Annotated in this window: 20 protein-coding genes; 6 read left to right on the top strand and 14 right to left on the bottom strand. The window is 47.6% G+C overall.

Annotated features, from left to right (window positions below; genetic code table 11):
• The 8 genes from ACLHR0_RS00860 to ACLHR0_RS00895 form a co-directional block, all read right to left on the bottom strand.
• Entirely contained in the window at nucleotides 1–900 is a 900-nt protein-coding gene (locus ACLHR0_RS00860; protein ID WP_429045747.1) for a hypothetical protein, read from the bottom strand.
• A gap of 116 nt (nucleotides 901–1016) precedes the next feature.
• Entirely contained in the window at nucleotides 1017–2387 is a 1371-nt protein-coding gene (locus tag ACLHR0_RS00865; RefSeq protein ID WP_370913510.1) for a DUF5458 family protein, read from the bottom strand.
• Nucleotides 2388–2425: 38 nt separating this feature from the next.
• A complete protein-coding gene (locus ACLHR0_RS00870) occupies nucleotides 2426–2872 on the bottom strand; it encodes a hypothetical protein (protein ID WP_079468781.1) in 447 nt (148 codons plus the stop codon).
• A 37-nt stretch (nucleotides 2873–2909) separates the two neighbouring features.
• Nucleotides 2910–5348 (bottom strand): AAA family ATPase, encoded by a 2439-nt coding sequence (locus ACLHR0_RS00875; protein ID WP_436484268.1) that lies wholly within the window; start codon nucleotides 5346–5348, stop codon nucleotides 2910–2912.
• A 374-nt stretch (nucleotides 5349–5722) separates the two neighbouring features.
• Nucleotides 5723–6733, bottom strand: a complete 1011-nt coding sequence (locus tag ACLHR0_RS00880) for a DUF3137 domain-containing protein (RefSeq protein WP_436484269.1) — start codon at nucleotides 6731–6733, stop codon at nucleotides 5723–5725.
• A 13-nt stretch (nucleotides 6734–6746) separates the two neighbouring features.
• Nucleotides 6747–7274, bottom strand: coding sequence for a hypothetical protein (locus tag ACLHR0_RS00885; protein WP_436484270.1), 528 nt, complete (start codon nucleotides 7272–7274; stop codon nucleotides 6747–6749).
• Between the two features lie 19 nt (nucleotides 7275–7293).
• Nucleotides 7294–7605 (bottom strand): hypothetical protein, encoded by a 312-nt coding sequence (locus ACLHR0_RS00890; protein ID WP_429045738.1) that lies wholly within the window; start codon nucleotides 7603–7605, stop codon nucleotides 7294–7296.
• Between the two features lie 139 nt (nucleotides 7606–7744).
• Nucleotides 7745–8968 carry a PmoA family protein gene (locus ACLHR0_RS00895; protein WP_436484271.1) on the bottom strand — a complete coding sequence of 408 codons (1224 nt, stop codon included), beginning with the start codon at nucleotides 8966–8968 and terminating at the stop codon, nucleotides 7745–7747.
• Between the two features lie 143 nt (nucleotides 8969–9111).
• Here ACLHR0_RS00895 and ACLHR0_RS00900 point away from each other — a divergent pair, with 143 nt between their 5' ends.
• Both ACLHR0_RS00900 and ACLHR0_RS00905 read left to right on the top strand, forming a co-directional pair.
• Nucleotides 9112–10668 carry a C25 family cysteine peptidase gene (locus ACLHR0_RS00900; protein ID WP_436484272.1) on the top strand — a complete coding sequence of 519 codons (1557 nt, stop codon included), beginning with the start codon at nucleotides 9112–9114 and terminating at the stop codon, nucleotides 10666–10668.
• Nucleotides 10655–10924 carry a hypothetical protein gene (locus ACLHR0_RS00905; RefSeq protein WP_370913517.1) on the top strand — a complete coding sequence of 90 codons (270 nt, stop codon included), beginning with the start codon at nucleotides 10655–10657 and terminating at the stop codon, nucleotides 10922–10924. The genes ACLHR0_RS00900 and ACLHR0_RS00905 overlap by 14 nt, the downstream gene beginning before the upstream one ends.
• Here ACLHR0_RS00905 and ACLHR0_RS00910 read toward each other — a convergent pair.
• From ACLHR0_RS00910 to dnaK, 3 genes are all read right to left on the bottom strand, one after another.
• Nucleotides 10900–11940, bottom strand: a complete 1041-nt coding sequence (locus ACLHR0_RS00910) for a dipeptide epimerase (RefSeq protein WP_436484273.1) — start codon at nucleotides 11938–11940, stop codon at nucleotides 10900–10902. The two genes, ACLHR0_RS00905 and ACLHR0_RS00910, sit on opposite strands and share 25 nt — an antisense overlap.
• Before the next feature lie 62 nt (nucleotides 11941–12002).
• Nucleotides 12003–14627, bottom strand: a complete 2625-nt coding sequence (locus tag ACLHR0_RS00915; protein ID WP_436484274.1) for a 4-alpha-glucanotransferase — start codon at nucleotides 14625–14627, stop codon at nucleotides 12003–12005.
• 388 nt (nucleotides 14628–15015) lie between these two features.
• Nucleotides 15016–16923 (bottom strand): molecular chaperone DnaK, encoded by a 1908-nt coding sequence (gene dnaK / locus ACLHR0_RS00920; protein WP_429045729.1) that lies wholly within the window; start codon nucleotides 16921–16923, stop codon nucleotides 15016–15018.
• A 320-nt stretch (nucleotides 16924–17243) separates the two neighbouring features.
• Between dnaK and ACLHR0_RS00925 the strand changes: the two genes are divergently transcribed.
• From ACLHR0_RS00925 to argS, 4 genes are all read left to right on the top strand, one after another.
• A complete protein-coding gene (locus ACLHR0_RS00925; RefSeq protein ID WP_436484275.1) occupies nucleotides 17244–18554 on the top strand; it encodes an OmpA family protein in 1311 nt (436 codons plus the stop codon).
• A 64-nt stretch (nucleotides 18555–18618) separates the two neighbouring features.
• Nucleotides 18619–19104, top strand: a complete 486-nt coding sequence (locus tag ACLHR0_RS00930; protein WP_429045726.1) for a GNAT family N-acetyltransferase — start codon at nucleotides 18619–18621, stop codon at nucleotides 19102–19104.
• An 80-nt stretch (nucleotides 19105–19184) separates the two neighbouring features.
• Nucleotides 19185–19760 carry a porin family protein gene (locus ACLHR0_RS00935; RefSeq protein ID WP_370913523.1) on the top strand — a complete coding sequence of 192 codons (576 nt, stop codon included), beginning with the start codon at nucleotides 19185–19187 and terminating at the stop codon, nucleotides 19758–19760.
• 106 nt (nucleotides 19761–19866) lie between these two features.
• Nucleotides 19867–21795 (top strand): arginine--tRNA ligase, encoded by a 1929-nt coding sequence (gene argS, locus ACLHR0_RS00940; RefSeq protein ID WP_436484276.1) that lies wholly within the window; start codon nucleotides 19867–19869, stop codon nucleotides 21793–21795.
• Between the two features lie 350 nt (nucleotides 21796–22145).
• Here argS and ACLHR0_RS00945 read toward each other — a convergent pair whose 3' ends face one another.
• From ACLHR0_RS00945 to lepB, 3 genes are all read right to left on the bottom strand, one after another.
• Nucleotides 22146–22529, bottom strand: a complete 384-nt coding sequence (locus ACLHR0_RS00945) for a hypothetical protein (RefSeq protein WP_436484277.1) — start codon at nucleotides 22527–22529, stop codon at nucleotides 22146–22148.
• 77 nt (nucleotides 22530–22606) lie between these two features.
• Nucleotides 22607–23095 carry a cytidine deaminase gene (cdd, locus tag ACLHR0_RS00950; protein WP_436484278.1) on the bottom strand — a complete coding sequence of 163 codons (489 nt, stop codon included), beginning with the start codon at nucleotides 23093–23095 and terminating at the stop codon, nucleotides 22607–22609.
• Nucleotides 23096–23204: 109 nt separating this feature from the next.
• Nucleotides 23205–24404 (bottom strand): signal peptidase I, encoded by a 1200-nt coding sequence (lepB, locus tag ACLHR0_RS00955; protein ID WP_370913527.1) that lies wholly within the window; start codon nucleotides 24402–24404, stop codon nucleotides 23205–23207.
• Between the last annotated feature and the right edge of the window lie 64 nt (nucleotides 24405–24468).

Genomic DNA, 24468 nt, shown 5'->3' on the forward strand with positions numbered 1-24468 from the left:
CTATTGCTTCGCCAGCATGTACCGGGGGAATACAGTTACCGGCACATACAATACCAGTTGTTGTTTTCCTTCGGTTGTTTGCAGCACAATGATCACTTCATCCTCTTTCCGGAATTGCTTGGAGGGAACCACAAATACTTCGTTGGCCTCTTCTTTTGGCGCGATGGTTTCCGGTCCTTTTTTATAAAGGATGGGCATCGCATGCAGCAGGGCGGTATCTTTCTTTTCCTTGTGCAACAGGCTTGCCTTCACTATTTCGAAAGGTACCTTTCCTTTATTGCGGATACGGAAACAAAAGTAGTTCATGTTGTTCAGTGTCATGGCCTGCGCATATCCTACGCTCACGTCTTCCACCTTCACTTCATACTGGCGGTTTACTTTACGGTCTTTCCCGAAGTCCTCCGCTATTTTACCTACTGTTACCGTATCAACACTGATCAGGTGTCCGGTTTCTTCCGGAACTTCTGCCAGGGAAATTTGCCCGTCCCTTTCGCCATAGCCGGCGCGGGGCGCCTGCGGTGTTGCTTCCGGAGTAGTAAATGCGCCTGTTGTTTTGGCTTTACCGGATAGTGTGTATTTCAGGCGGGCCAGATCCACTTTATCGCGGAAGGCAATAATCATGTAATGAATGTTTTCTCCTTCCCTCACTATCAGGTTGGTAGGCCGGGGAGTGGGAGTTATCGGGCGCAGAAAAACCATGTTACCATCCACAATGCGGTAATCGTAGTCGGTGTTTTTTCCGTCGCCGATCTGAAAGGTACTGATAGGCGCACCGGATGTGATCAGCGTCACTGCCCCTTTGGTGGTCAGAATACTATCTGTGACCGTTTGGGCACTTACCGTTGACAAGGCGCCTGTGATTAACAAACAAAGCAGCAAACTGCACAGCACATGTTTCATCTTTTCAATTGGCTTTAATGCTTATGATATTTTATATACGGGGTTAAAGCAATCAGCTCCGGGATGGAAGGTTACTCCCACATACGCATTTAAGCCCCAAAGCTGACCGCTGACGGCTATTTACCATCCTGTTCGTAAGTAGTATCCCAATCTGCCGCATCATCGCCCCTTTGCCCCTCCATTTTGATCAGGAAGTTTTTGGCAGGGAAATATGGCTTCAGATGAATATCCAGGTGGATACGGTCTTTCTGTACCGGATCCTGCTCGAAACGGCGGATATTAAAATCTTCGATCAGCTTGTCCGGCCCGGTGATCCCATCAAGGAAGCGGATGATCTGTTTCATCAGGTCCTTGCGGGTGTTGGCGTTAAAGTTCTCGAAGGCCCTGCGGTTCAGGAAGTCCATCAGCACTTTGGTAACAAAGTCGAACACACGCACTACGGAATAAGTTTGCAGGCCCAGGTTATCCCCGTTGAACAGTGTTTTCGCACTGAATGCCATTACTTTTCCGTATTCTTTCACCATCGGTACCAGTCCCATTTTTTCCAGGCTGGCGATTTCACTTTTCTTCAGTTCAAATTTCACCCCGTCTACTTCGTTCATACCACCGAATTTCTTACCGGCGGTAACCTGCGACATCAGGGTTTTATAGATCTTACCTGCCAGTGCGCCGGAAGGTGGTACATACAAGTGATCCTGTTCTCCTACTTCATCAAATTTTCCACGGCCAACCAGCCAGTTGCAGGACATGATTACATTGGAACGATGAATTTCCCCACCGGTCAGATTCGCCAGTTCAAACATCTCCATTACATCATCCGGTGCATCGAGATGCGCGAAATCGGTTACCAGCATGGCTTTGTTTTCATGCGCGATCTTTGCCCATTTTTCTATCACCTTATTGGAGCCCAGGTAACCGGGAATCACCAGCAGGCTGTAGTTGGTACGAAGATCCAGTCGATCGTAGTTATTCACCAGTTCTGTGCTGATGGCGTCAATGAACCGGGTGTTATCCAGGTCTTTGAGCTGCTCCAGTTCCACATTGATGAACGACACATTCTTTACTTTATCAGACTCTGTGTTCTTGAAGAAGAGTGCCACATTGCGGTACGACTGTTCCAGTTCACGGGTAGACTCTACTGCTTCCCCGAGATTAGTGGACAGCACCTTTTCCGCTTGCTCTGCATGGGAAGTACAGTAGTCCACCATTTCAGGCAGTTCGTTTGTTTCGGACAATACTTTTTCCCAGAGCGACAGTATCTTCTTTAATTTATCTCTTTCTGTTTTTTTGCCGGCTTCTGTCAAAAAGATATTGCGGCGCGCCTTACGATCGGGGTTCAGGTTTTGCGCACCTTCCACCGCTGCTTCCAGCAGGTCGAAGCCACCATATTTTGCCAGATCTTCAATACTTCCGGCGAGGTTTACTTCAGATTGCTGTGAAGACAGGTTCTCATTCTGCAGTTCCTGGTTTTTCTGTAATTCTGCCATAATCATTGAGGTTATGTTCCCGTATAGGCAACGGTTAATTATTTGGTATTAAGGTCTTTCATCATTCCACGAATGGCGTTCAGCATGGCTTTACGGGCGTCCGGATCCGCCAGGGCTGACTTCAGGATCTTATTCGTTTTCAGCTGCTTCATAATTTTCAGGTACTGCTCCTTTTCGGTAGCCAGGTCGTTGAGAAAGGCGCTTTGTGCCGTGATACCTTTTACGCCGAAATCGCCCAGGTGGTGGAATTGTAATTTTTCCGGTACAGGGCGGCCTTCTGCATCATGGAAACTTACATTCACTGCCGGCTTGAAGTGTTCAAACACACTTTCTACGGAAGTAAGCCCTTCCACTATTTCGGGTTTAACAGGCGCCTGCTGGGTTAACTTTTCAGCAAACAAGGTACGGTTATGCGAGATTTCCGCGATGGCTTCGTTGGCGTCCAGCTTCACTTCTGTGCCGCCAATTCCGTAGTTGTCATTCATTTGAGATAAATTTAGAATTTTGGGAATCTGACAATCATCAAATTATTGTCCAGTCTAACTGATCATTTTTTATATCCAGTGTTACCGTCATATCTTTCCGGAGGCTGCCGTCGATAATCATTCTCGACAAGGGCTTCCGTAGTTGTCCCCGTATCACCTCCCGCAGCGGCCGTGCGCCATACTGGGGAGAATATCCCATCAGCGCCAGGTGCCTGCGGGCAGCTGTTGTTACGGTAAAACTGATGTGCTGCTGCTCCAGCAGTTGCAGTAAATGTTGCAAATGAATATCGAAGATCTTTTCTACGTTGGCTGATTGAATAGGCCCGAAGGGAACGATCTCGGTAAGTCTTCCCAGGAACTCAGGCCGGAAGTGACGGGCCATTAGCTCCATCAATTGTTGGGAAGCGGGAATCACGCCTTCCTGGAAGGACCGCGATATGGCTTCGCTGCCTATGTTGGAAGTAAACAACACCAGTGCATTGGAAAAGTCGCCTGTTTTCCCCAGCCTGTCGTGCAGTTTCCCTTCATCCATGATCTGCAGAAAAATATCAAATACAGAGGGATGTGCTTTTTCTATTTCATCGAATAATACTACGGCGTAGGGTTGTTGCCGTATTTTATTCACCAGCAGTCCACCTTCCTCGTATCCCACGTATCCGGGAGGGGCGCCGTATAAAAGTGCGGCAGCATGTTCCTCTTTGAATTCCGACATATCGAAGCGGATCATGGAGCGTTCGTCCTGGAAGAGAAAATCCGCCAGTGATTTTGCCAGTTCTGTTTTACCTGTTCCCGTTGGTCCCAGGAAAAAGAAGGAACCAATTGGTTGTCCCGGGCGGCTCAGGCCTGAACGGGATTCCAGTATCGCATCTGCTACGGCTTTGAGGGCATGGTCCTGCCCTACCACCCGCTTGCGCAGTTGCGCCTCCATGTTGATCAGCCGTTCCCTTTCCTGCGATTGCACCTTTCCCAGGGGAATACCTGTAATGGCCGCAATCATGGTAGCCAGATCCACCGGTGTTACCGCTTCCTGCCGGGAAGAAGCGATTGTTTCCAGTTGCTCCAGCAATTGCTGCAAGGAGGATTGCAGTTCCGGCACAGACGTAATCTTATCAGGATCGGTTTCCGTATGTAAACGGGATGATAGTAATACGCCCAGCCTTTCTTTCATTTGCCGGTAAAACCAATGAAGATCCGCTATCTGTAAGGATTCCTTACTATTAAGATCAGCAAATTCCTGTTGTAAAGTTTGTAACAGCGGCTGGCTGGTGTCTTCCGTTGCCCTTACCGCGGCCATGGTGCGGTCCAGCAGGTTCACGGCGCTATCCGGGAGGCTTCTTTCCTTCAGGTAACGTTTCGACAAACGGATGGCTTCGTTTATCCCTTCGGGTGAGACGGTGAGCTGGTAAAAGTTTTCATACACCGGCACCACAGCACTTACCATTTTTCCGGCCAGTGCTTCGTCGGGCGCTGCCAGGTTGATCGTTTCAAAACGGTGCCGAAGGATAGCATCCGGCTCAATGAGTTTACGGAAACCTTCCGGTGTGGTAGTTCCGATAAGGATGATCTCCCCTTTACCCAATGCGGCTTTCAGCACATTGGCCATGCCTGTACCGGTTTGTTTATCGAGCAGGCTATGAAGATTATCTATAAAAAGGATGTGCCTCCCTGTTTGTTTAAGTTGCTGAATGATCTGGAGCAGACGGTCTTCCAGTTCACTTTTATAGGCGGCGCCTGCTATAAATGCACCGTAGTCCAGCGCATAAATATCGGATGCCTGCAATTGCAGTGGTACCTGCTTCTGCACAATGGCGCGGGCCAATCCTTCTGCCAGCGCTGTTTTCCCTACACCTCCCTCACCAATAATCAGTACGCTGGCGCGGTCTTTACGTGTAAGCACTTCCGTTACTGCCCTGATTTCCCCGTCGCGGCCAATCACCGGGTGAAAGGTTTTCAGCAGTTGCGGATCGGTAATACGGTATACATATTTCAATGCGCCGGGCTTAATACCGCCGGGCACTGTGGTATTGGTACTGGTTTCTTTTCCTTTTTTGCCGGCGCCCAGGAGCTGGTCGCGGGTGAATGGAAATGTTTTGAGTTGTTCATAGGAAAAACCTACACCCGGCGTGCATAAAGCAATAAGCAGGCTCCATGCATCCGGTTCACTGTCGCTATCCTGTGCTATACTGATGGCTTCATTCAATACTGCTGCCGCAGCTTCATCCGGTTCCGGTTCATCGGGAATACGCGATGCCCTGGGCATCTCATCCAGCCGGACTTCTGCCCATTCTTCCAGGTAGTATACATCGATATCCATTTGATGCAATGCAGGGGCGAGACCTGTTTCCTTATGCAAACAGGCGCGCAGTAAGTGCGCAGGTGTAAACTGCGGATGATGATACTCCTTTGCAATGGCCGTTGCAATTCTGATAGCAGATTGCAATGCAGGGCCGAATATGGTCAAGGTTGACAGGGTCATTTGGATGATTCCAGGTTTTTCAGAATTCAGTTAACAATTACAATTTTCCGGGTTGCCTCTTTTGGAAGCAAAGTAAAGATACAGCGAAAACATATACGTAGAATTCATTCCGGAAAAAAATGCAGTCTTTTTTTAAGCCCACCACCACCGGATATATATCTTATCCCCCGCGATTCATAAAAGCCATAAAACGCGCTACAGCAAAGGGTTCCAAAGGGTGTCAAAAATCAAACAATATTATTTATCTTTTTTATAATATAAGTAATCATTAAAAAATAACAGCGGATATAGGGAGGATGTCTACCAATTAAATAGGAACGTGCGGTCTTTAAATCTCCGGAAAAAAAATTACCTGGCATACTCATCCGGTTTTTTTATGACGGAGAAAATGCGCGGGAAGTCCAGATAGGCAGATTGCTTTTCAGGTCTTCCGCCAATTGTAACATTGACATGAAATCCAGGAAAAAGTTATTCAGCAGCTGCCGGTTATGTAACGACTTGTTCAAAGTGGTTTCAAAATAATCGGTTCCATGATCGATGCCGATGTAAACCCGGTTATTATAAAAAGAAATAAACAATCTCGCCCCGGTGCGTTCGTGCAATGCCACCATCCTCTCCATCAGCGCCGGAGTAAGCAGCTGCTGCGCTGCCACCTCATCAGGAGCGTACACCATAAATAATTTATTAAAAGCGGCATCAGCCGGCAATACCTTCTTTCCAAGATGCCAGGTTTGAATGTATCCCTCGCCGGCCGCGCTGTTATTGCGTGACAGCACATACACAGGCGTACTGAAGTACCGGGGAAACTGGCCGATAAAATAGCTGCCACAGAAAACGGTGTCGGGTCCCTGTCCGCGTACGGTTACCAATGGCATATGCATCACCGTGAGGTCGCAGAACTGAAAATTCATCTCCCCAAGTTTACCATACACCTGGTCATTACCCGTCATCTGGTATGCTTTCTTTTCAAACAGCCCGCTTTCTGTAAATTCTTCATAGCTGGCATGATTAAGGGGCTGGTATTGATAATCCGGATGGATGAAGCTGATTAATGGTTTTACAATCCGTTGCTTAAAATCGTGCCGGTAATCTGTTGCTTCGTTTACGCCTCCCTGTTTCATCATAAAACGGCGCATTGCATAGCCTGTCAGCGTTACAAGCAGTACCAGGCCGGCAATAACGACGGTCCTGTTCCCTTCATTTCCCGAAGCGGGCTGCAGGGAAAAACGCACGATAAAGAAAACAAAGGCAGCAAACGGTACCAGGGACACCACCCACATCCGGCGTACCCAGTTACGGCCGGCAATACGTTGTTTTTCCAGCGACTCCAGTTCATCATTGAGTTGCCGATCCAGGAAGGCATTAAATTCTTCCAGTGTTTTCATCACAAAATTGTTATCAGTTAGAAGACCAATGTGCAGCAGTGCCACCGATGCTGCTTACCACCCCGCCTGAAAATGGCTGGCTGATAAGCGCTTTAAATGGTTGCACATTTTCAGCAGATAAAGGCAGCTTGAAAAAAGACCGGCTTTGTCCGAGTTGTACATACGCATATTCCATAGGAAACAGGCGTACCCTGATGATCCGCAGCGGCAAAATGAGTTTATAGTCCGTATAGGTGTCCACGTTATTTACTGATTCACCTCTTTCCAGACGGCTCACAAAGTCATTAATTTTTTCCGGCCGTTTTCTGATCTGTGCAAACATAAAAAGATATGGGATCAGCACTCCCACGGGCATGAACAGCAGTATAAAAAGAACAGCAGCAGGTGTTTCAGTACTTCTGCCCGCAAAGATGCTGTAGCCGATAAGTCCAAACACCAGTACAGCCAATACTTCTGCGGTGATCAGGGCGGTGATGGTCTGCTTTTTATCTTTTTCATGGATTTCCAGCAGCTTGGTTTTCAGCTCAGAAAAATTCTTCATCGGATATGGTTTTGTAAATTTATTTTGCCCGCAGTTTGCTGTAATTGCTGATAGCGAGATAGAATCCTGCCAACGCCACGAGCCCATAGGCTGCCATCAGTGCCCAGATGCTTTCACCGGTTACCTTATAGATCAGCATTTCAATTTTGGTAATACTGATACTGACATCGCTGACGGCGTGAAATTGTTTGTAACGGTAGAAGATCAGCGCGATACCCGCTATGCCAAGTAATACGCCAACAATAACACCACCCCAGGAAGGCGGATCATCGTCTTCTTCTTCAGGATTACGCGGACGCACGTCTTTACCAGGTTCATTTGCATTACTCATCCGGATGATGGTTAAGGGTTACTAAATATAAGGCTGCTATCAATATTTCCGTTCACAGGGCTTCTCCGAGGTTAACCGAATTGAAACCGAATCATTCACTGTACGAAAATAAATGAAAAAGACATCACTCACAAACACATTATGGTGCGGTGATCACTTCCGGTGGATACGCATAGTCCTGCCAGGCTGCCTCTGCTTCTTCTGCAGTGATATCGCCGCTATACACCATTACCCGGTATTTCAGCTGGTAGCGGGCATCCGGATACAGCTGCCACGGTTTCATACGGGTGGGAGTATAATTGAACATCAGTTCACCACCTTCCGCATTTTCGGGCCATACACGCAGGGGTTCAGGAGAATCAAAATTATCAGGATAGTTCATGATCAGCAATCCTGCCTTTCCCTGTGGCGTAGCGCCGGATATTTTCACCCAGCGGGCACGGGTACTGTCGGCATCCCGGCGTGTTTTGCTCTCAGACGTAAGCACCTGGCTGGTTTTATCTGTAAAGTCGGCGGTGGTTCGTAAACCAAACCCGCCACCATAGCGGTATTGCAACAGGGTAATGCCAGTGGGGGTAGCTGGTGTAAAGGTGGAAGTAAAATCCCACAGGCGGCGGTCGCCGTTGTTGGTGGCGGGATACGCCTGTACCAGCCATGTTTCATGAATGGCGGTTTTTTCTGTACCATCTTTCAGAAATGCTATATGATCCTGGCTGGCACTGAATCCGCACCATACGTTTCCGGAAAATATTTCCATTTTACCCGCAAAGCGTACCTTGCCTTCTTTCTTCTGCACATTCCAGAAATCAGTTTCACGTCCTTCAAACAGCGTATGGGTCCAGGGATTCCAGATGCCCATATGATGCCGGTGACCGGCATTTGGGAAGATATTCGTGAGCACTACACCATTAGGCGCCCAGAGCGGATGGATAAATGCACTGCGGTTATACACGGTATCTGTGCCGGCGGGTGCGGGCACCGTTTTAAAATTATACTGCAAAATAGGTTGCGCGGATTGTTCCAGCAGCACATGGCCATCCTGGCGGAGCGCCTTCATGAGGGTGTCAGTTGCGCCCTTGCCTTTGCGCAGTTCATATTTTCTTTCTGTACCTGCTGCAGTAGTTCCCGTAAGGATCCAGCAAAGCTGACCTGCCTGCCGGCTAACGGATACGGGTACACGCTTATTACCGGTTACTTCTTCCAGTATCACCGGATCACCGGCGGATGACAGAACGCCGGTATATACAATGCTGTTGTAGCGGTTCAGCTTTCCTGCCTTCACAGTAAAGTGTGCAATTACCTGCGCATGGGTGTCCATATAAAAGAAAACAAATAGTAACGGTAACAGGTGGAATTTTTTCATATTCATCTCCGGTAGATTCCCTGAAAAATACGGTTTACTTTTTCAGTATGCAAATACCTTGCGCAGGGAAATATTAATATTGTTTGAAGACCGGCACCATATTATCCTTTAATTCAATATTTTTGAACGCTTAAAGGTTAATTATGGCAGCCCCTCTCAGTAACATGCTGACAACAAAACTCATTATAACCAATAAATCCGCCCTTCAACAGAAATACGGCGATGCTCACCAGCAGATTCTGGATGATATAAACGCATTGCAGGCATTTGATAACAACAGGCACCTGGATGCCCACATTATTTTCCTGGATGATGCTGCCCAGATGCTGGGCTGCCAGTCAACCGCAGTAACAGCAGCCACGGACGATGCCCAGAACAAAAAAGCGATTGATGAACTGTACCGCTTCTTTTCGCCCGGATATATACTCTTGCTGGGGTCGCAGGATATTATTCCGTTCCAGCGGCTGAAGAATTTGTTACCGGGAGATAACGACCCCGATACCTTTATACCCAGTGACCTGCCCTATGCGTGCGACACGCCGTATGATACAGACCCAGGTAAATTTATTTCACCCACGCGGGTGGTAGGGCGTTTGCCGGATATTCCAGGCGTGGGGGACCCTTCTTACCTGCACACGCTGATTACGAACATACTGGCAGCAGTGCCTTCCAAACAGGGCGACTACCTCCCCTATTTTTCCATGAGTACTTTCGACTGGCAGAACTCTACACAAAATACCCTTCAGAACATTTTTGGCAGTACCAGCAACCTGCTCATATTCCCCGGCAGCGATGAAACGCTGAACGGTACCAACTGGACCGCTGCACAACTGCAGGCTAAAACGCATTTCATCAACTGCCACGGAGCCATCTATAATCCAGGGTTTTACGGGCAGAAGTCCACCGAGTTTCCGCTGGCGATGAGATCAGATATCCTGAAAGATAAGATTACCCACGGCACCATTGTGGCAGCCGAATGCTGCTATGGCGGCCAGCTGTTTGACCCGAAGAAAAACAGCGGTAAGCGCATCAGCATGGCCAACAGCTACCTGCTGAATCATGCGCTGGCTTTTGTAGGCAGCTCCAATATTGCCTATGGCCCGCCTACCGGGCAGGGACTGGCTGACCTGCTCACACAGTATTTTGTGATCAATGTGCTGAACGGCGCTTCTACCGGGAGAGCCTTGCTGGAAGCCAGGCAACGGTTCCTCAATGAAATGGGCCCCATGCTGGATCCCTATGAACTGAAAACGGCCGCACAGTTTTATCTCCTGGGCGACCCATCATGGCAGCCGGTGATCAACGACAAAGATCCCAGCAGCACCGGCGATACGCAGCTTTTTGTAAATACCCTGCAAAACCGCCGCGATAACCTCGAAGCAAGGGGTAAAATGCTGGACGACTTCATCGCAGTGCCCCATCCGTCTGATGGCTCGCACGCCACAGATCCCGCACTGCACCAGGCGATGCACAAGTTGCTGGATGAAAAGAACTTTGCCGAAAAAAGAGATCCGAAGGTATTTGTCAACAAGAAAAATACCCCCGCAGTCAAAGAAGATGTGAGCGGCTCCATGCCATCTGTAAAATTTCACGTATTTTCGGAATCTGCCACCACTGGGGACTCCCCTTCAACAAAGGTGATAGTGGTGAAAGAAAAGAATAATCAAATACTGGGGTATCGTGAATATGTCAGCAGATAACAGCAACAGGGACAAAAACAGTCCCTTTATTACACTTACCGGGCGTTTGGTGCTCCGCACATTTGGTAAACACAGCAAAAGTGAACACCTCGGCGTATTCCTGGTAACAGACCAGGGAGATTACCTGATTCGCCCTTCAGGAGCAAATCCTTTTATGCCCAACCCGCTGATGCCACTGGCTGGCAAAACTATAGTGGCCACGGGTTGCATTGAAGACTATGTTTTCCTTGCTCAAACCTGGAAAGAAGAAGAGTGAGCTGCCTTCAATAACTCCGCACCAGTTCCCCACCTGTCGGCGTAAATAATACGGCCGTTTTCCATTTTAATACCGTCTGCGCTATCTTCCGCCAGCAACAGCGGACCATCCATATCCACATAATCCAGCATCGGCAGCAGATGCGCCACTGCAGAAGTGCCTACCGTGCTTTCGTTCATACTGCCGGTCATTACTTTCATGCCTAAACGCTTTGCCTCCGTAATCATCCGCAGCGCTGGTGTAACGCCGCCACATTTGGTGAGCTTGATGTTGATGCCATGAAAATAGCCGTGGCATTGGGCTACATCCTGTTCCACAATACAACTTTCATCGGCTATAACCGGTAACACCACTTTTTCATATACCTGTTTCATTCCTTCCTTGTCTGCTGCTGCCATCGGCTGTTCAATAAATTCCACGCCCAGCTCCTTTAACGCAATGGCATTACGCAGGGTTTCCACTACTCCCCAGGCACAATTGGCATCTACCCGGAAAATAGCCGTGGTATGCTTTCTCAGCTCTTTAATAATCGCAATATCTTCCTTTGTACCAAGTTTGATTTTATAAATGGGCCACGGAAATTCCTGTAGTTTCCGCACCATATTTTCAATGGTGTCAATACCGATGGTATAGTCTGTAAGCGGATTATGCGAAATATCGAGTCCCCATACCTCGTAGAGTTTCTTTTGCTGCTGTTTTGCGTACAGGTCCCACGCAGCAATGTCCAGGGCGCATAGGGCAAACATATTATCCTTCAGCAGCGGGTACATGTCTTGCCAGAAAAGCTCTGGTGTATGCAGGGTATAGTTTTCAATAAAAGAACGGTGCTGCTCAAGATCTGCCATCAGCCGTGGCACGGTCATCTGGTAATAGGCATTGTCGGCGGTTTCACCCAACCCGCTTTCCCCCTCCTGTTCCAGCTTTACCACCAGTAAGGGTTGCAGATCTTTGGACTTACGGGAAATCGTAAACGTGTGCCTGAATTTCAGTTCAAAAGGGAAAAGGGTGAGCTTCATTTTACTAACGGGTTCTTTCTGTGAAAATACAATGCATTTGTGATATTGTTAACCGCAGCTGATCATCGAACGGACATCATCTCCGGAAGGTTCCGCGGAATGCGGTAACGCCAGTAATGCGATGCCACTGCGGGGATATTGATCCTTTCCGTATCAGGATTCCGGGTACTTTCGGGGGCTTCCGCGGCCAACAGGTCCTGCACCTGGAAGATGCGCCACATAGCAGGAGACGCCATATGCCGGCTGATAATTTCGCGGATCAGTTCCGGCGTAGCAGTGGCAGGTGCTGGTCCGGTATGTTGCAGCTGTTGCTGATAATATTTCCGGGAGATGGATGTATTTTCCTTCCACCACCCTCTCAAGGTGCTCATATCATGCGTGGAAGGCGTTAAAACAGACAGGTAGGGCGCCTTTGATATGTCTGCAAAGAGTGCGTTCCCGGATTTTGGCATGCGTTCAATTTCCAGGCTTAAAATGCCTTGTGCCTGCATTACACCAGGCACGCATGCGGGCACCATACCCAGATCTTCCCCGCAGATAAGCATACGGGTGGCCCTTTTTATCAGGGGGAGTTTATCAAGCGCTTCCCGGCGCCAGCAGCTTTCCTGCCGCAGGTAGAAGTAGTCGTGGTACAATGCCTGCAAAGCTTCCCTGCTCCCGGCATCCAATGCCGCAAACGATCTGGTGGCCGCCATATCATAACGGGGATGGTACAACGTTTTACTGTCTCCACTTACTTTTATAAATAATACATCAGCTATCAGGTTATAGAGGATCGTTTTTATGGTTTCCGGCAACGCTGATGCCGCCACCTTTTGTTGCGTACTGTATGCCGGCAACAGCTGGTAACGTCCGTCCGGCAAGGGATGCATCAGTTGCTCTTTCATCATACCCGCATAGTTGCCAAACAGTTCTTCCAGGATGGCGTCGGTTATATAAGGCAGGCAGTACCTGCTTTCTTCAAACTGAATGCCACGGCGGCCCATTTCCTCCGGTGTAACGGGAACGGCAGGATGAAAATATCCCAGTATGCCTTGTATAGCATCGCGGGGTATCTGCCAGATGCGGAAGAAGCCAAGGATATGATCAATCCGGAATGCGTCAAAATAAACAGACAGGTGACGAAGGCGCTGCTGCCACCACTCCAATCCGTTTTCCCTCATGTGTTTCCAGTTATAGGTAGGAAATCCCCAGTTTTGTCCTTCGCTGGTAAAGCTGTCTGGTGGCGCTCCTGCCTGCATATCCAGGTAATAATGACCGGGATTCATCCAGGTGTCTGCGCTGTGGCGGGCCACACCAATGGCGATGTCGCCTTTCAGGGCTACGTTACAATCGTGTACTGCGGCGCTGGCAGCGGCCAGCTGCCGATGCAGGTGGTATTGCACGAAGAAATGATACTGTACTGCCGCAGCAGCATCTTCATCTGCTACTGCCAGTTGTTTCACTGCCGTAGCGTCATATACATTATAGCCGGGCCATTGAGCGAAATCACCGGTCCCGTAACGATCGCGCAGAAAGCAGTATACGGCGTAAGGCAGCAGCCAATGCTCATTGGCCGCCAGCCATTGCCGGTATTCCGGTGTTTGTAACCGGTGCCCTTCCGCTTTAAACAGCGCTCGCAGATAAGCCAGTTTGAACGACATTACTTCTTCATAGTCCACCGTTTCTTTTTCGTTGAGCCATTGCCGTAGCCGGTCAAACTGCCGTTGCAACGGATGGGATGCAGGCAAACTGCCTACGTCCTGCAAGCGGATATATTGTGGGTGCAGCGCGAAAGAAGAAATAGCGGCATATGGATAGGAATCTTTCCAGGTACCGGTTTGTATGGTATCATTCACCGGGAGCAGCTGTATCAGCTGCAGCCCTTTCTGCTGCGCCCATTGGGCAAATGCCGGCAGGTCTGCAAATTCGCCGGTACCAAATCCTTCGGGACTGCGCAAACTGAACACGGGTACGGCCACGCCGGCGCCTTTCCAGGGAGCAGGTGCAATACGCAAAAATCCGTCGTGTAAAATTACCTGCCGCCCTGTTGTTGCGGTGGTATGCAATTCACGGTTGCTGCCGGTTTCATACTGAACAAATTGTTGCCTGTCCTGGTCGTAAATGCCGTATTTATAATACATGGGCGCCGCTTCACCGGAAAGGTTCAGCGCTATGGAAAACCAGCCTTGTTCATCGTATTGCAGCAACAGTGGGTTACTGGTATCCCAGTTGCCTGTTGACAGACTGCCGCCCAGCAAACAAACGGTTTTACTGCTATCCAGCAGTGGCGCCTGCACACGGAATATATGCGTTGCCGTTAGGGGTGCTGTAATTGCAGCAGGGGATCTTTTATAAAAAACGCGGGAGAAAGGAGCCGTTAGCCAGGCATTTTCCGGGCGATGCGCATCATTCCAGGTATCCAGGAAAACGATATCAGGATGTTCTCCCGGTATAAAAACAAATTCACGTACTGCGCCTTCGTATATCACCTCTTCCCCTTCTCTTAACAAGTACTGGTATCGCAGGGTAAAAGGTTTCCCGGGAGCCAGCCGGATATCGGTGTACCACCATTCTTCGTTTCCCCATTGCATAAGGCGGGCATGTTGGGGCATATCATTACCCAACGCAGGTAAATTACCAAGCAGGTATAAATCCTGCCCGTAATGAGTATGGTAACGGATATAAAAACGTACACTGTAATTCATCGGATCCCGGCTAAGCCGGAACAAAGTAGGAAAAAACGCGCGGATTTTCGCGGATGTTGTCTTTCTCAGGATTACACTGATTTTACTGATTAGTTTGATTTTTACTTTTTGGATTTTATAAGGATTTGGGGAGATGTAAGCGGTGATTAGTGCGGATGTTGTCTTTCTCAGGATTCCAGGGATTTTAAGGATTCAGGGGATTTGATCACTTTGGATTTTAAAGGATTGGGGGAGATGAAAGAGAATTTGATCATTTTTGATTAAAAAAAAGGGAGATATAAGCAGGTTTATCCGCTTATATCTCCCAAAATCCTTTAAAATCCAAAGTGGTCAAATCCCCTGAATCAGTCTAATCAGGTTAATCCTGAGAAAGACAACATCCGCGGCATTATTTTACTTCTTCGAATTCTGCGTCGGTAACGCCATCGTTAGCACCACCCTGAGGCTGGCCCTGTTGCTGACCGCCGTTTGGCTGGCCGCCTTCGGGTTGACCCTGAGATGCTTTGTACAGCTCTTCTGAAGCAGCAGTCCAGGCAGCTTCCAGTTCTGCAGTAGCAGTATCCAGTTGCGCGCTATCCTGTGATTTGTGTGCTTCTCTCAGCTTTTCAAGTGCTGCTTCGATAGTTGCTTTCTTATCAGCAGGCAGTTTGTCGCCGTATTCTTTCACCTGTTTTTCGGTTTGGAATATCAGGCTGTCTGCTTTATTGAGCTTTTCGATCTTTTCGCGTTGTTCTTTATCTGAAGATTCGTTGGCTTTTGCTTCGGCTTTCATCTTTTCGATTTCTTCCTTGCTCAAACCACTACCTGCTTCAATCTTAATGTTCTGTGTTTTTCCGGTGCCTTTATCCTTTGCAGTTACGTGCAGGATACCGTTGGCATCAATATCGAAAGTTACTTCGATCTGAGGAACGCCACGCGGAGCAGGAGGAATATCACCCAAGATAAAGCGGCCCAGTGTTCTGTTCTGGTTAGCCATTGGCCTTTCACCCTGCAGTACATTGATTTCCACGCTAGGCTGGCTATCTGCTGCAGTTGAGAAGGTTTCAGATTTCTTGGTAGGGATAGTGGTATTGGATTCGATCAGTTTGGTCATTACACCACCCATTGTTTCGATACCCAGTGACAGCGGTGTAACGTCCAGTAACAGTACGTCTTTCACTTCACCTGTCAGTACACCACCCTGGATTGCAGCACCTACGGCTACTACTTCATCCGGGTTTACACCTTTATTAGGTTTTTTACCGAAGAATTTTTCTACTACTTCCTGTATTTTTGGAATACGGGTAGAACCACCTACCAGTATGATTTCGTCAATTTCGGAAGTGTTCATACCGGCATCTTTCAATGCTTTGCGGCAAGGTTCCAGTGTTCTTTCCACCAGGCTGTCGCTCAGCTGTTCGAATTTAGCGCGGGTTAATTTTTTCACCAGGTGTTTGGGAACGCCATCCACTGCGGTGATATAAGGAAGATTGATTTCAGTTTCCTGAGAAGAAGATAATTCGATCTTTGCTTTTTCAGCAGCTTCTTTTAAACGCTGCCATGACATTGGATCTTTGTGTAAATCTACTGCTTCATCTTTTTTGAATTCATCTGCCAGCCAATCCATGATCACTTTATCGAAGTCATCACCACCGAGGTGTGTATCACCATTGGTTGATTTTACTTCAAATACGCCATCACCTAATTCCAGGATAGAGATATCGAAGGTACCACCACCGAGGTCAAATACAGCTATTTTGCTGTCCTGGTGTTTTTTATCCATACCATAAGCCAGTGCCGCAGCAGTAGGCTCGTTGATAATACGGCGAACATTTAAACCGGCAATTTCACCGGCTTCTTTGGTAGCCTGACGTTGTGCGTCATTAAAGTACGCAGGTACAGTGATTACCGCTTCTGTTACTTCCTGACCCAGGTAGTCTTCGGCTGTTTTCTTCATTTTCTGCAGGATCATTGCTGAAATTTCCTGCGGAGTATATAATCTGCCGTCTATATCAACTCTTGTGGTATTGTTGTCTCCTTTTACCACTTTATATGTAACGTGGCTCACTTCACTGGCAACTTCGTCAAAATGACGGCCCATGAAACGCTTCACTGACATAATAGTGTTTACGGGGTTGGTAATAGCCTGACGCTTTGCGGGGTCGCCTACTTTCCTTTCTCCGTTCTTTAAAAAAGCCACTACAGATGGGGTTGTTCTCCTGCCCTCATCATTGGCAATCACTACCGGTTCGTTACCTTCCATTACGGCAACGCATGAATTGGTAGTTCCTAAGTCAATGCCTATTATTTTTCCCATAGTATTAAAGATTATCCTTTAGTTGTAAGTATTTCCGTGTTTGTCGTTGGTTTGTCAATGATTATGCCAAGCAAAAAAATATGAAATTATGTCAGTCAGGTACCCTATATTTGATCACAGATCACAGTTATTCCGTTGGCAAACACCTTTTTACTAAATAACTGAGTCGTTTAATTTGTTCATAACCTCGCCTTTCTTCAGCTATTTTATTCCTGACCTCCTGTTTTTATAATGATACAAATTGTGTAACCTAACCGTTATTTCTTATGAATACATCCATTTTATGGAGGGCTGCGTGCTTGTTGTTAGCAACCACCCCAATGATGAGCCAGGCTCAGGATCAACCTACCACTACTTCTGCCGTACCCACAGCAAAATTATTCAGTGGCCCCAGTGACTATAAAACATGGTCAATTGGCGTAAATGGCGGCGTTTTGGCGCCAGTGGCTGCCACCGGTGGCAGTAACGACTTTACCAAATGGAAAGGATCCTTCGGTTATGGCGCCTATGTTAAGTACCAGGTACTGCATTTCTTTGCCCTGCGGGCAGATTATGTAGGCGGTAAACTCCAGGCAGATAACAGTAAAGAACTCGGTAACGGCTCCCTTCCTGTCAGACCGTATAAGTCGTACGAAACCAAATTAAACTGGTCAGGAACTTTAAATGCCGTATTCAATATCACCACCGTCAATTGGTTATTCCGGGAAAACTTTGTTCAGCTGTATGCCTCTGTAGGCGGAGGATTGGCCGGATATAAACCTACTGTAACCAGAAACGACAACACCAGTTTCCCCTATAAAGCGGAAGACAAAGCCATCAAGGAACTGATTATCCCGGTGGGCGCCGGCCTCAAATTCAGGCTGTCTGAGTTCATTAACCTGGACCTGGGCTATACCATGTATTACACCGACGGGGATAACCTGGACGGCTACAACTACGGCCCCAACAAGGATAAGTACTCCTATGGCTATGCGGGACTGGAATTTGCCCTTGGCAAGAAAGGCAAAAAACAACTGCAGTGGTCTAACCCGGCCAAAGTGATGTATGATGAGCTGGAAGCCCAGAAAACCACCCTGGCAGCTTCGCTGGATGCTGCCAATCAGAACAATGCCAGGTTGACCGCTGATGTGGATAAACTGACAAAAGACAGTGACGCGGATGGCGTTTCCGACTTCTTCGATAAATGCCCGGGCACCCCTGCCAATACCAAAGTAGATGGCTCCGGTTGTCCGCTGCCGGTACCGGAAGTAGTGAAAAAAGAAGAAAAAGTAGTGATTACAGAAGAAGATAACCGTATCGTAAGGGAAGCCATTCAGAACCTGGAATTTGAATTTGCGAAGGCAAGCATCAAGCCCAGCTCCTATCCTGCGCTCGACCGGGTGGCAGAACTGCTGAAACGCAAAAACCTCAACCTGAAGCTGAGCGGCCATACCGACAATGTAGGCAGCAAGTCGCGGAATCTCGCCCTGTCAAAGGAAAGAGCGGAATCCGTTAAAGCATACTTTGTTGATAAAGGTGTGAATGCTTCTAAAATTGAAGCAGTGGGTTATGGCATGTCGCAACCTATCGCCTCCAATAAAACCGCGGCAGGCCGGCAGAAAAACAGAAGAGTAGAGTTTACAATATTCTAACTGACTGACAATAAGATCATAGGGATTTTTTGATGTGAAATCAAAAAATCCCTATTTTCATTTTATGGAACCATACATCATCAGAACAATAGCTCCTGCAGACGATCCGGCAATTGCCCATATAGTAAAAACCACGTTGACAGAATTCGGCATGAACAAAGCCGGTACCGCGTTTTCAGATCCTACCACCGAGCACCTCTCCCGGTTGTTTGATATTCCCCGTGCAGTGTATTATGTAGCGCTGGCAGATGACAGAATAATTGGCGGGGCCGGCATTCATCCGCTGGATGGCGGCGAAGCGCATGTGTGCGAACTCCAGAAAATGTACCTGCTGCCCGAAGCCCGGGGGAAAGGACTGGCAGGCAAGCTGATCACCCTGTGCCTGGATTTCGCTAAACAAAACGGCTACACGCAATGCTACCTGGAAACAGCGCCAGAACTTGCCAGGGCCAGGAAAGTATATGAACAGTTCGGATTCAGGTACCTGACAGGCCCGATGGGTGATACCGGTCATTTTGGCTGTGACAGCTGGATGCTGAAGGATTTGTAGTTTCCGCAACAGGTGGATTTTTATTCCTCATTGTAAACCGGCACACTTCTTGTCAACTGGGGCTTACAAAATAACATATCATGAAAAAACTTATTCTGTCTGGTGTATTAGCCATTGGAACTATGCTGGCAGTACAAGCACAAAATGTAAAATTCGGCGTTAAAGGTGGTTTGAACATCTCCAAACTAACAGATACCGACGGCTCCAAAACACTCGCAGGCTTCCACGCCGGCGGTCTTGTTAACATCGGGCTGAATGAAAGCTGGGCAATCCAACCGGAAGTATTGTATTCTGCCCAGGGCACCAAAGCAGAAAAGAGTGTATTATGGTTAACCACTTCCAACACGGTGAAGGTTAATTATATTAATGTACCGGTAATGGTACAGTATTCTATTGTACCTGAATTTTATTTGGAAGCAGGTCCGCAGGTAGGCTTTCTCACAGCCGCCAAAGTTAAATCCGGCGATGTAACAGTAGATATCAAGGATGATATGCAATCCGTTGACTTCGGACTGGGCTTTGGTTTTGGTTATAAGTTCGATATGGGTCTTGGTATCAGCGGCAGGTATAATTTTGGCCTGACCAACGTATATGATTCCGACAAAGTAGACAGCAAAAACTCTGTAGCACAGATCGGCGTGTTCTACACTTTTTAATGCAGGCATAAAATATTGCAGATAAGCGAAGGTTGTCTTTATCAGACAACCTTCGCTGCTTTCGGCTAATTAACTATCTTTGCCCCTCGCATTAATCATTTTCAGCATGAGTGTTGTACAATCCATCAGAACGGCCGCCGTGGCCGCCATTAATTCACTTTACGATCAGCAGTTAACAGCAGCAGATATTGCTATTAATACCACCAAGCCTGAATTCGAAGGTGAGTATACCATTGTCGTTTTCTCTTTTACAAAATTCAGCCGGCAGAAACCCGAAGAAACAGCACAACGTATCGGGGAATACCTGACTGCCCACTACCCGGAACTGATTGCGCGATTCAATGTAGTAAAAGGGTTCCTGAACCTGAGCATCAACGATGCCTACTGGACAAAATTCCTCCAGCAACATTACAGCGACGTAAACATCGGATTACAGCCTGCCAATGGTAAAAAGATCATGGTGGAGTATTCATCTCCCAATACCAACAAACCTTTACACCTCGGTCACCTGCGTAATAATTTCCTGGGATATGCTATCGCCGAAATTATGAAAGCCAATGGCTACGAGGTGATCAAAGCCAACCTGGTAAATGACCGCGGTATCCATATCTGCAAATCCATGCTGGCATGGCAAATGTTTGCACATGGCGACACCCCGCAATCGACCGGTATAAAAGGCGATCACCTGGTGGGCGACTACTACGTGAAGTTTGAATCGGTGGTAAAAGAACAGGCAGAAATTATCATCGACCGCGTACTGGAAAATGACTTCCGTGACTTCGACAGCGCCGAAACCGAAAAGCTGGAAAAGCTGGTAACAGCTCTCCATAAGCCCGAAGTGAAAGACGATAAAGAAAAAACTGCCAAGATCATGGACGACATCAAAGAGATGTCGCGTAATAAAACAGAGATCATGCAGCAGGCGAAGATCATGCTGCAGCAGTGGGAAGCCGGCAACCCCGAAGTAAGGGAACTGTGGGCCACCATGAACAGCTGGGTGTATGAAGGCTTTGATCAAACCTATAAACGTCTTGGCATTGACTTCGACCAGATGTACTACGAAAGTGAAACCTACCTGTTAGGTAAAAACCTTGTAGCAGAAGGATTGGAGAAAGGCGTGCTGTTTAAAAAAGAAGATAACTCCGTATGGATAGATCTGACCGCCGACGGACTGGATCAAAAACTGCTGCTCCGCGGAGACGGCACCTCTGTATACATGACCCAGGACATGGGTACGGCGCGGTTGAAATATGAGCAGTACCAGATGGATCAAAGCGTATATGTGGTGGCAGATGAACAAAACTATCACTTCAAAGTACTCCAGCTGATTATGGAGAAACTGGGAGAACCATCTGCCAAAGGTATTCACCACCTCAGCTATGGTATGGTGGAGCTGCCGCATGGCCGGATGAAAAGCCGGGAAGGTACGGTAGTGGATGCAGATGATATGATCACTGAAATGGTAAAAACAGCCGCAGAGAAAACACAGCAATCCGGTAAAAACCTGGATGCGTTTTCCGGTGAGCAACTCAACGAACTGTATGACACAGTGGGTATGGGCGCCATGAAATTTTTCCTGCTCCGCGTAGATCCTAAAAAGAAAATGATCTTCAATCCGGAAGAATCAATCGATTTGCATGGGTTCACCGCTCCGTTCATCCAGTATGCGTATGCGCGTATCAAATCCATCCTGCGGGACGCCGGCACAACAGCAGGACTTGAATCATATACCTACGAAGGAGAATTGCTGCCGCTGGAAAAGGAACTGATTATTCTGAACGAACAGTTTCCGGGTATACTGGCAGACGCATACCGCGAGCTGAGTCCTTCTGTGATCGCCAACTACGCGTTCCAGCTGGCCCAGTTATTCAATTCCTTTTATGCCGAGAAAGTGGAAGGCGTACCTACCTATTCCATTATCCGCGCTACCAGTGAAGAAAAGAAGAAACTGCGTTTACAGATTATCATGCTCACTGCGCATACCATTGCTCAGAGTATGAAATTACTTGGCATCCGTGTACCGGAAAGAATGTAATAACGAGGAGGTTGTCTTTCTCACTGATTACGCTGATTTTACTGATTACCTTGATTTTACTTTTTGGATTTTTTGATGATTTTTTAAAGGATTAGGGGAGATATAAGCGAATATATCCGCTTATATCTCCCCTAATCCTTTAAAAATCACATATGATCAAATCCTTGTAATCAGTAAAATCAGCGTAATCAGCGAGAAAGACAAAATTCGCTTATATTATCATTAAAACGCTGCAGCCCTTACGGGTTGCAGCGTTAGCAACTTGCAGCCGCCGTGGCCGAAGTTGCCGAAGAAAATACCACAGTAAGCAGCGCAGCGAAAAAGGAGCTTGCCTATCCTTTATGCGCTGTTTAAAATCCCTCTACACTGTGGCAAATATTTTTACCGGGTTGTTCTCCGAGTATGAGAGCTTCATCGCATAAGCGTTCTCCCTTCTCCTGCTCACCCGCACCCATATACGATTTTCCGAGCATAAACATAGCAAAAGCATTGGTAGGTTGCAAGTGTAAAACTTTTTTCCATTGCACTATTGCCCGTTTAAAAAGTTTCCTTTCGTACAAGTCGTGTGCCAGATGCTGATACCGGTTCACGCTTTTCAGGGTATCCTTAACAACGTATAGCCCAGGGCGGTAGTCCGCTTCTTTTTTATCAAAGTAACAGGCTGCCGGTTCACTATACACTGCAGTAAGTAATACAATACAACAGATACTAACGGATAGCTGACAGGGTTTCATAGGTCGCGGCACTTATGGGGCGCCGGACAAATATATACATAATAAATCGTAAATGAAAACTTATCTATATGTAATAATCACACTCCCAGCTCCTCACCGCTAAAGGAAAGGGGCAGTAAATCGTTGGCACGACTGATCACATATATTTTACCGCTTAACCCCGCCATGATCACCCGGATAGGGCTTTCCTGTTTCCGTTCGTACTCCGACAATGTTTGCCGGCATATGCCACAGGGAGAAATGGGATGGGTACTGTCGCCGTTGAGGTTATTATAACTGATGGCAATGGTATCAATATCAATATTGGGATATACAGAAGCAGCGGAAGCCAGGGCCACTCTCTCTGCACATAACCCGATCGGATAAGAAGCGTTTTCCTGGTTAGAGCCCGCAATGATTTCCCCATTGGCCAGCCGGATCACCGCTCCCACCTGGAAACGGGAATAAGGTGCATAAGCATATGCCGTTACTTCCCTGGCTTCTTTCAGCAGCCACGCGTCAGCATCGGAAAGACCGGTAAGATCATCATATACCTCGTATTCAATATGCAGCAATTGTTTCTCCATAACAACAGTTGAAAAGGGTTCTTCGTATAGTCGTTGTCGGGGTAAGACAACAACGGACCGGCAGTATGCCAGTCCGTAATTTACTTCAAATTATATTTCGGGCGGTTGCTTACTTAATATTTCTGAAGATACGGCTCCAGCGGATACCGCCTTCTCCATAGCTCATCCAGATCAGCCAGGCTTTACCCACTACGTGATCTTCCGGCACAAAGCCCCAGAAACGGGAGTCGAGGGAGTTGTTACGGTTATCCCCCATCATCCAGTAATAGTTCATTTTAAACGTATAGCTATCAGCGGGTTGACCGTTGATGATGAACTTACCATCTTTCCGCTCCAGCGTATTGCCTTCATAAACACGGATCACGCGGTCGTATAAAGCGATGTTGCTTTCGTCCAGCTTAACGGTAGCGCCTTTTTTAGGAATATACAGCGGACCAAAGTTTTCTTCTGTCCATTTGAAATGCGCGGTATCGTGCGGGAAAACGTTATTGTAATTGAAATCCGTAAAATCAGACTCCTGATATATTTTAATGTCTTTCACGATTGGCTTAAACTGCTCGAGCGCTGCTACGTTGGCCGGTGTGAGGTTGTAAATGAACTTGCTGGCATCAAGCTGGTAAAAGTCCGGGCCGGAAGTAGCAATGCCCAGGTCTTCCAGGCGGCTGCTGTTCAGCTGGTCGCCGGTAGTTTCCACTACATATTTATGCTGGCTGCCGGGAGGAACCGGTGCTGCCTGCCCGTTGACATATACCGCACCTTTGATGATCCGGATGGTATCGCCGGCCTGGGCCATGCAACGTTTGATATAATTCTCCCTTTTATCTACCGGGCGCTGGATGATCTTATAAGAGTTCTGCACCGACTGCCAGCCAAACTGCCGCACCATGCCATAATAGCTGGGATCGGGCGAGTCAATGGCTACGGTATCTCCTTCCGGGAAGTTAAAAACCACTACATCGTACCGTTTGATATCTGAGAAACCGGGTAAACGTCTGTATTTCCACTTCACCGCCTCTGAATAGGCTTTGGCGGATTTGGTAAAGGGCAGGGTATGATGTACAAAGGGTACTGCCAGCGGCGTCATTGGGATACGTGGTCCGTAACTGATCTTGCTCACAAACAGGAAGTCGTTCACAAGTAAGGTTTTTTCCATTGAAGGTGTCGGGATCGTATAGGCCTCAAAAATAAAGGTGCGGATAAGCGTGGCTGCTATAATAGCGAAGATCGCAGCGTCTAACCATTCTCTAACCGCAGATTTCTTTTTCTTAGGCTGACTGTCTTTGTTTTTTTTCCAAAATGCCAGGTTCATTCAGTTACGCTTATTAGATGCTTAAAAAGGCAAATATAATATTCTGTTGCTAGCCTGTCGCTAT

Source organism: Chitinophaga sp. ARDCPP14, from assembly GCF_051362515.1.
GTDB lineage: Bacteria > Bacteroidota > Bacteroidia > Chitinophagales > Chitinophagaceae > Chitinophaga.

Bases quoted from the DNA above. Each gene is read 5' to 3' on its own strand.
- cdd (WP_436484278.1), bottom strand. From the start codon at position 23,095: ATGGAGAAACAATTGCTGCATATTGAATACGAGGTATATGATGATCTT.
- ACLHR0_RS00915 (WP_436484274.1), bottom strand. From the start codon at position 14,627: ATGAATTACAGTGTACGTTTTTATATCCGTTACCATACTCATTACGGG.
- ACLHR0_RS00870 (WP_079468781.1), bottom strand. From the start codon at position 2,872: ATGAATGACAACTACGGAATTGGCGGCACAGAAGTGAAGCTGGACGCC.
- ACLHR0_RS00925 (WP_436484275.1), top strand. From the start codon at position 17,244: ATGATGAGCCAGGCTCAGGATCAACCTACCACTACTTCTGCCGTACCC.
- ACLHR0_RS00890 (WP_429045738.1), bottom strand. From the start codon at position 7,605: ATGAGTAATGCAAATGAACCTGGTAAAGACGTGCGTCCGCGTAATCCT.
- ACLHR0_RS00860 (WP_429045747.1), bottom strand. From the start codon at position 900: ATGAAACATGTGCTGTGCAGTTTGCTGCTTTGTTTGTTAATCACAGGC.
- ACLHR0_RS00865 (WP_370913510.1), bottom strand. From the start codon at position 2,387: ATGGCAGAATTACAGAAAAACCAGGAACTGCAGAATGAGAACCTGTCT.
- dnaK (WP_429045729.1), bottom strand. From the start codon at position 16,923: ATGGGAAAAATAATAGGCATTGACTTAGGAACTACCAATTCATGCGTT.
- ACLHR0_RS00875 (WP_436484268.1), bottom strand. From the start codon at position 5,348: ATGACCCTGTCAACCTTGACCATATTCGGCCCTGCATTGCAATCTGCT.
- ACLHR0_RS00895 (WP_436484271.1), bottom strand. From the start codon at position 8,968: ATGAAAAAATTCCACCTGTTACCGTTACTATTTGTTTTCTTTTATATG.
- ACLHR0_RS00935 (WP_370913523.1), top strand. From the start codon at position 19,185: ATGAAAAAACTTATTCTGTCTGGTGTATTAGCCATTGGAACTATGCTG.
- ACLHR0_RS00930 (WP_429045726.1), top strand. From the start codon at position 18,619: ATGGAACCATACATCATCAGAACAATAGCTCCTGCAGACGATCCGGCA.
- ACLHR0_RS00880 (WP_436484269.1), bottom strand. From the start codon at position 6,733: ATGAAAACACTGGAAGAATTTAATGCCTTCCTGGATCGGCAACTCAAT.
- lepB (WP_370913527.1), bottom strand. From the start codon at position 24,404: ATGAACCTGGCATTTTGGAAAAAAAACAAAGACAGTCAGCCTAAGAAA.
- argS (WP_436484276.1), top strand. From the start codon at position 19,867: ATGAGTGTTGTACAATCCATCAGAACGGCCGCCGTGGCCGCCATTAAT.
- ACLHR0_RS00900 (WP_436484272.1), top strand. From the start codon at position 9,112: ATGGCAGCCCCTCTCAGTAACATGCTGACAACAAAACTCATTATAACC.
- ACLHR0_RS00910 (WP_436484273.1), bottom strand. From the start codon at position 11,940: ATGAAGCTCACCCTTTTCCCTTTTGAACTGAAATTCAGGCACACGTTT.
- ACLHR0_RS00945 (WP_436484277.1), bottom strand. From the start codon at position 22,529: ATGAAACCCTGTCAGCTATCCGTTAGTATCTGTTGTATTGTATTACTT.
- ACLHR0_RS00885 (WP_436484270.1), bottom strand. From the start codon at position 7,274: ATGAAGAATTTTTCTGAGCTGAAAACCAAGCTGCTGGAAATCCATGAA.
- ACLHR0_RS00905 (WP_370913517.1), top strand. From the start codon at position 10,655: ATGTCAGCAGATAACAGCAACAGGGACAAAAACAGTCCCTTTATTACA.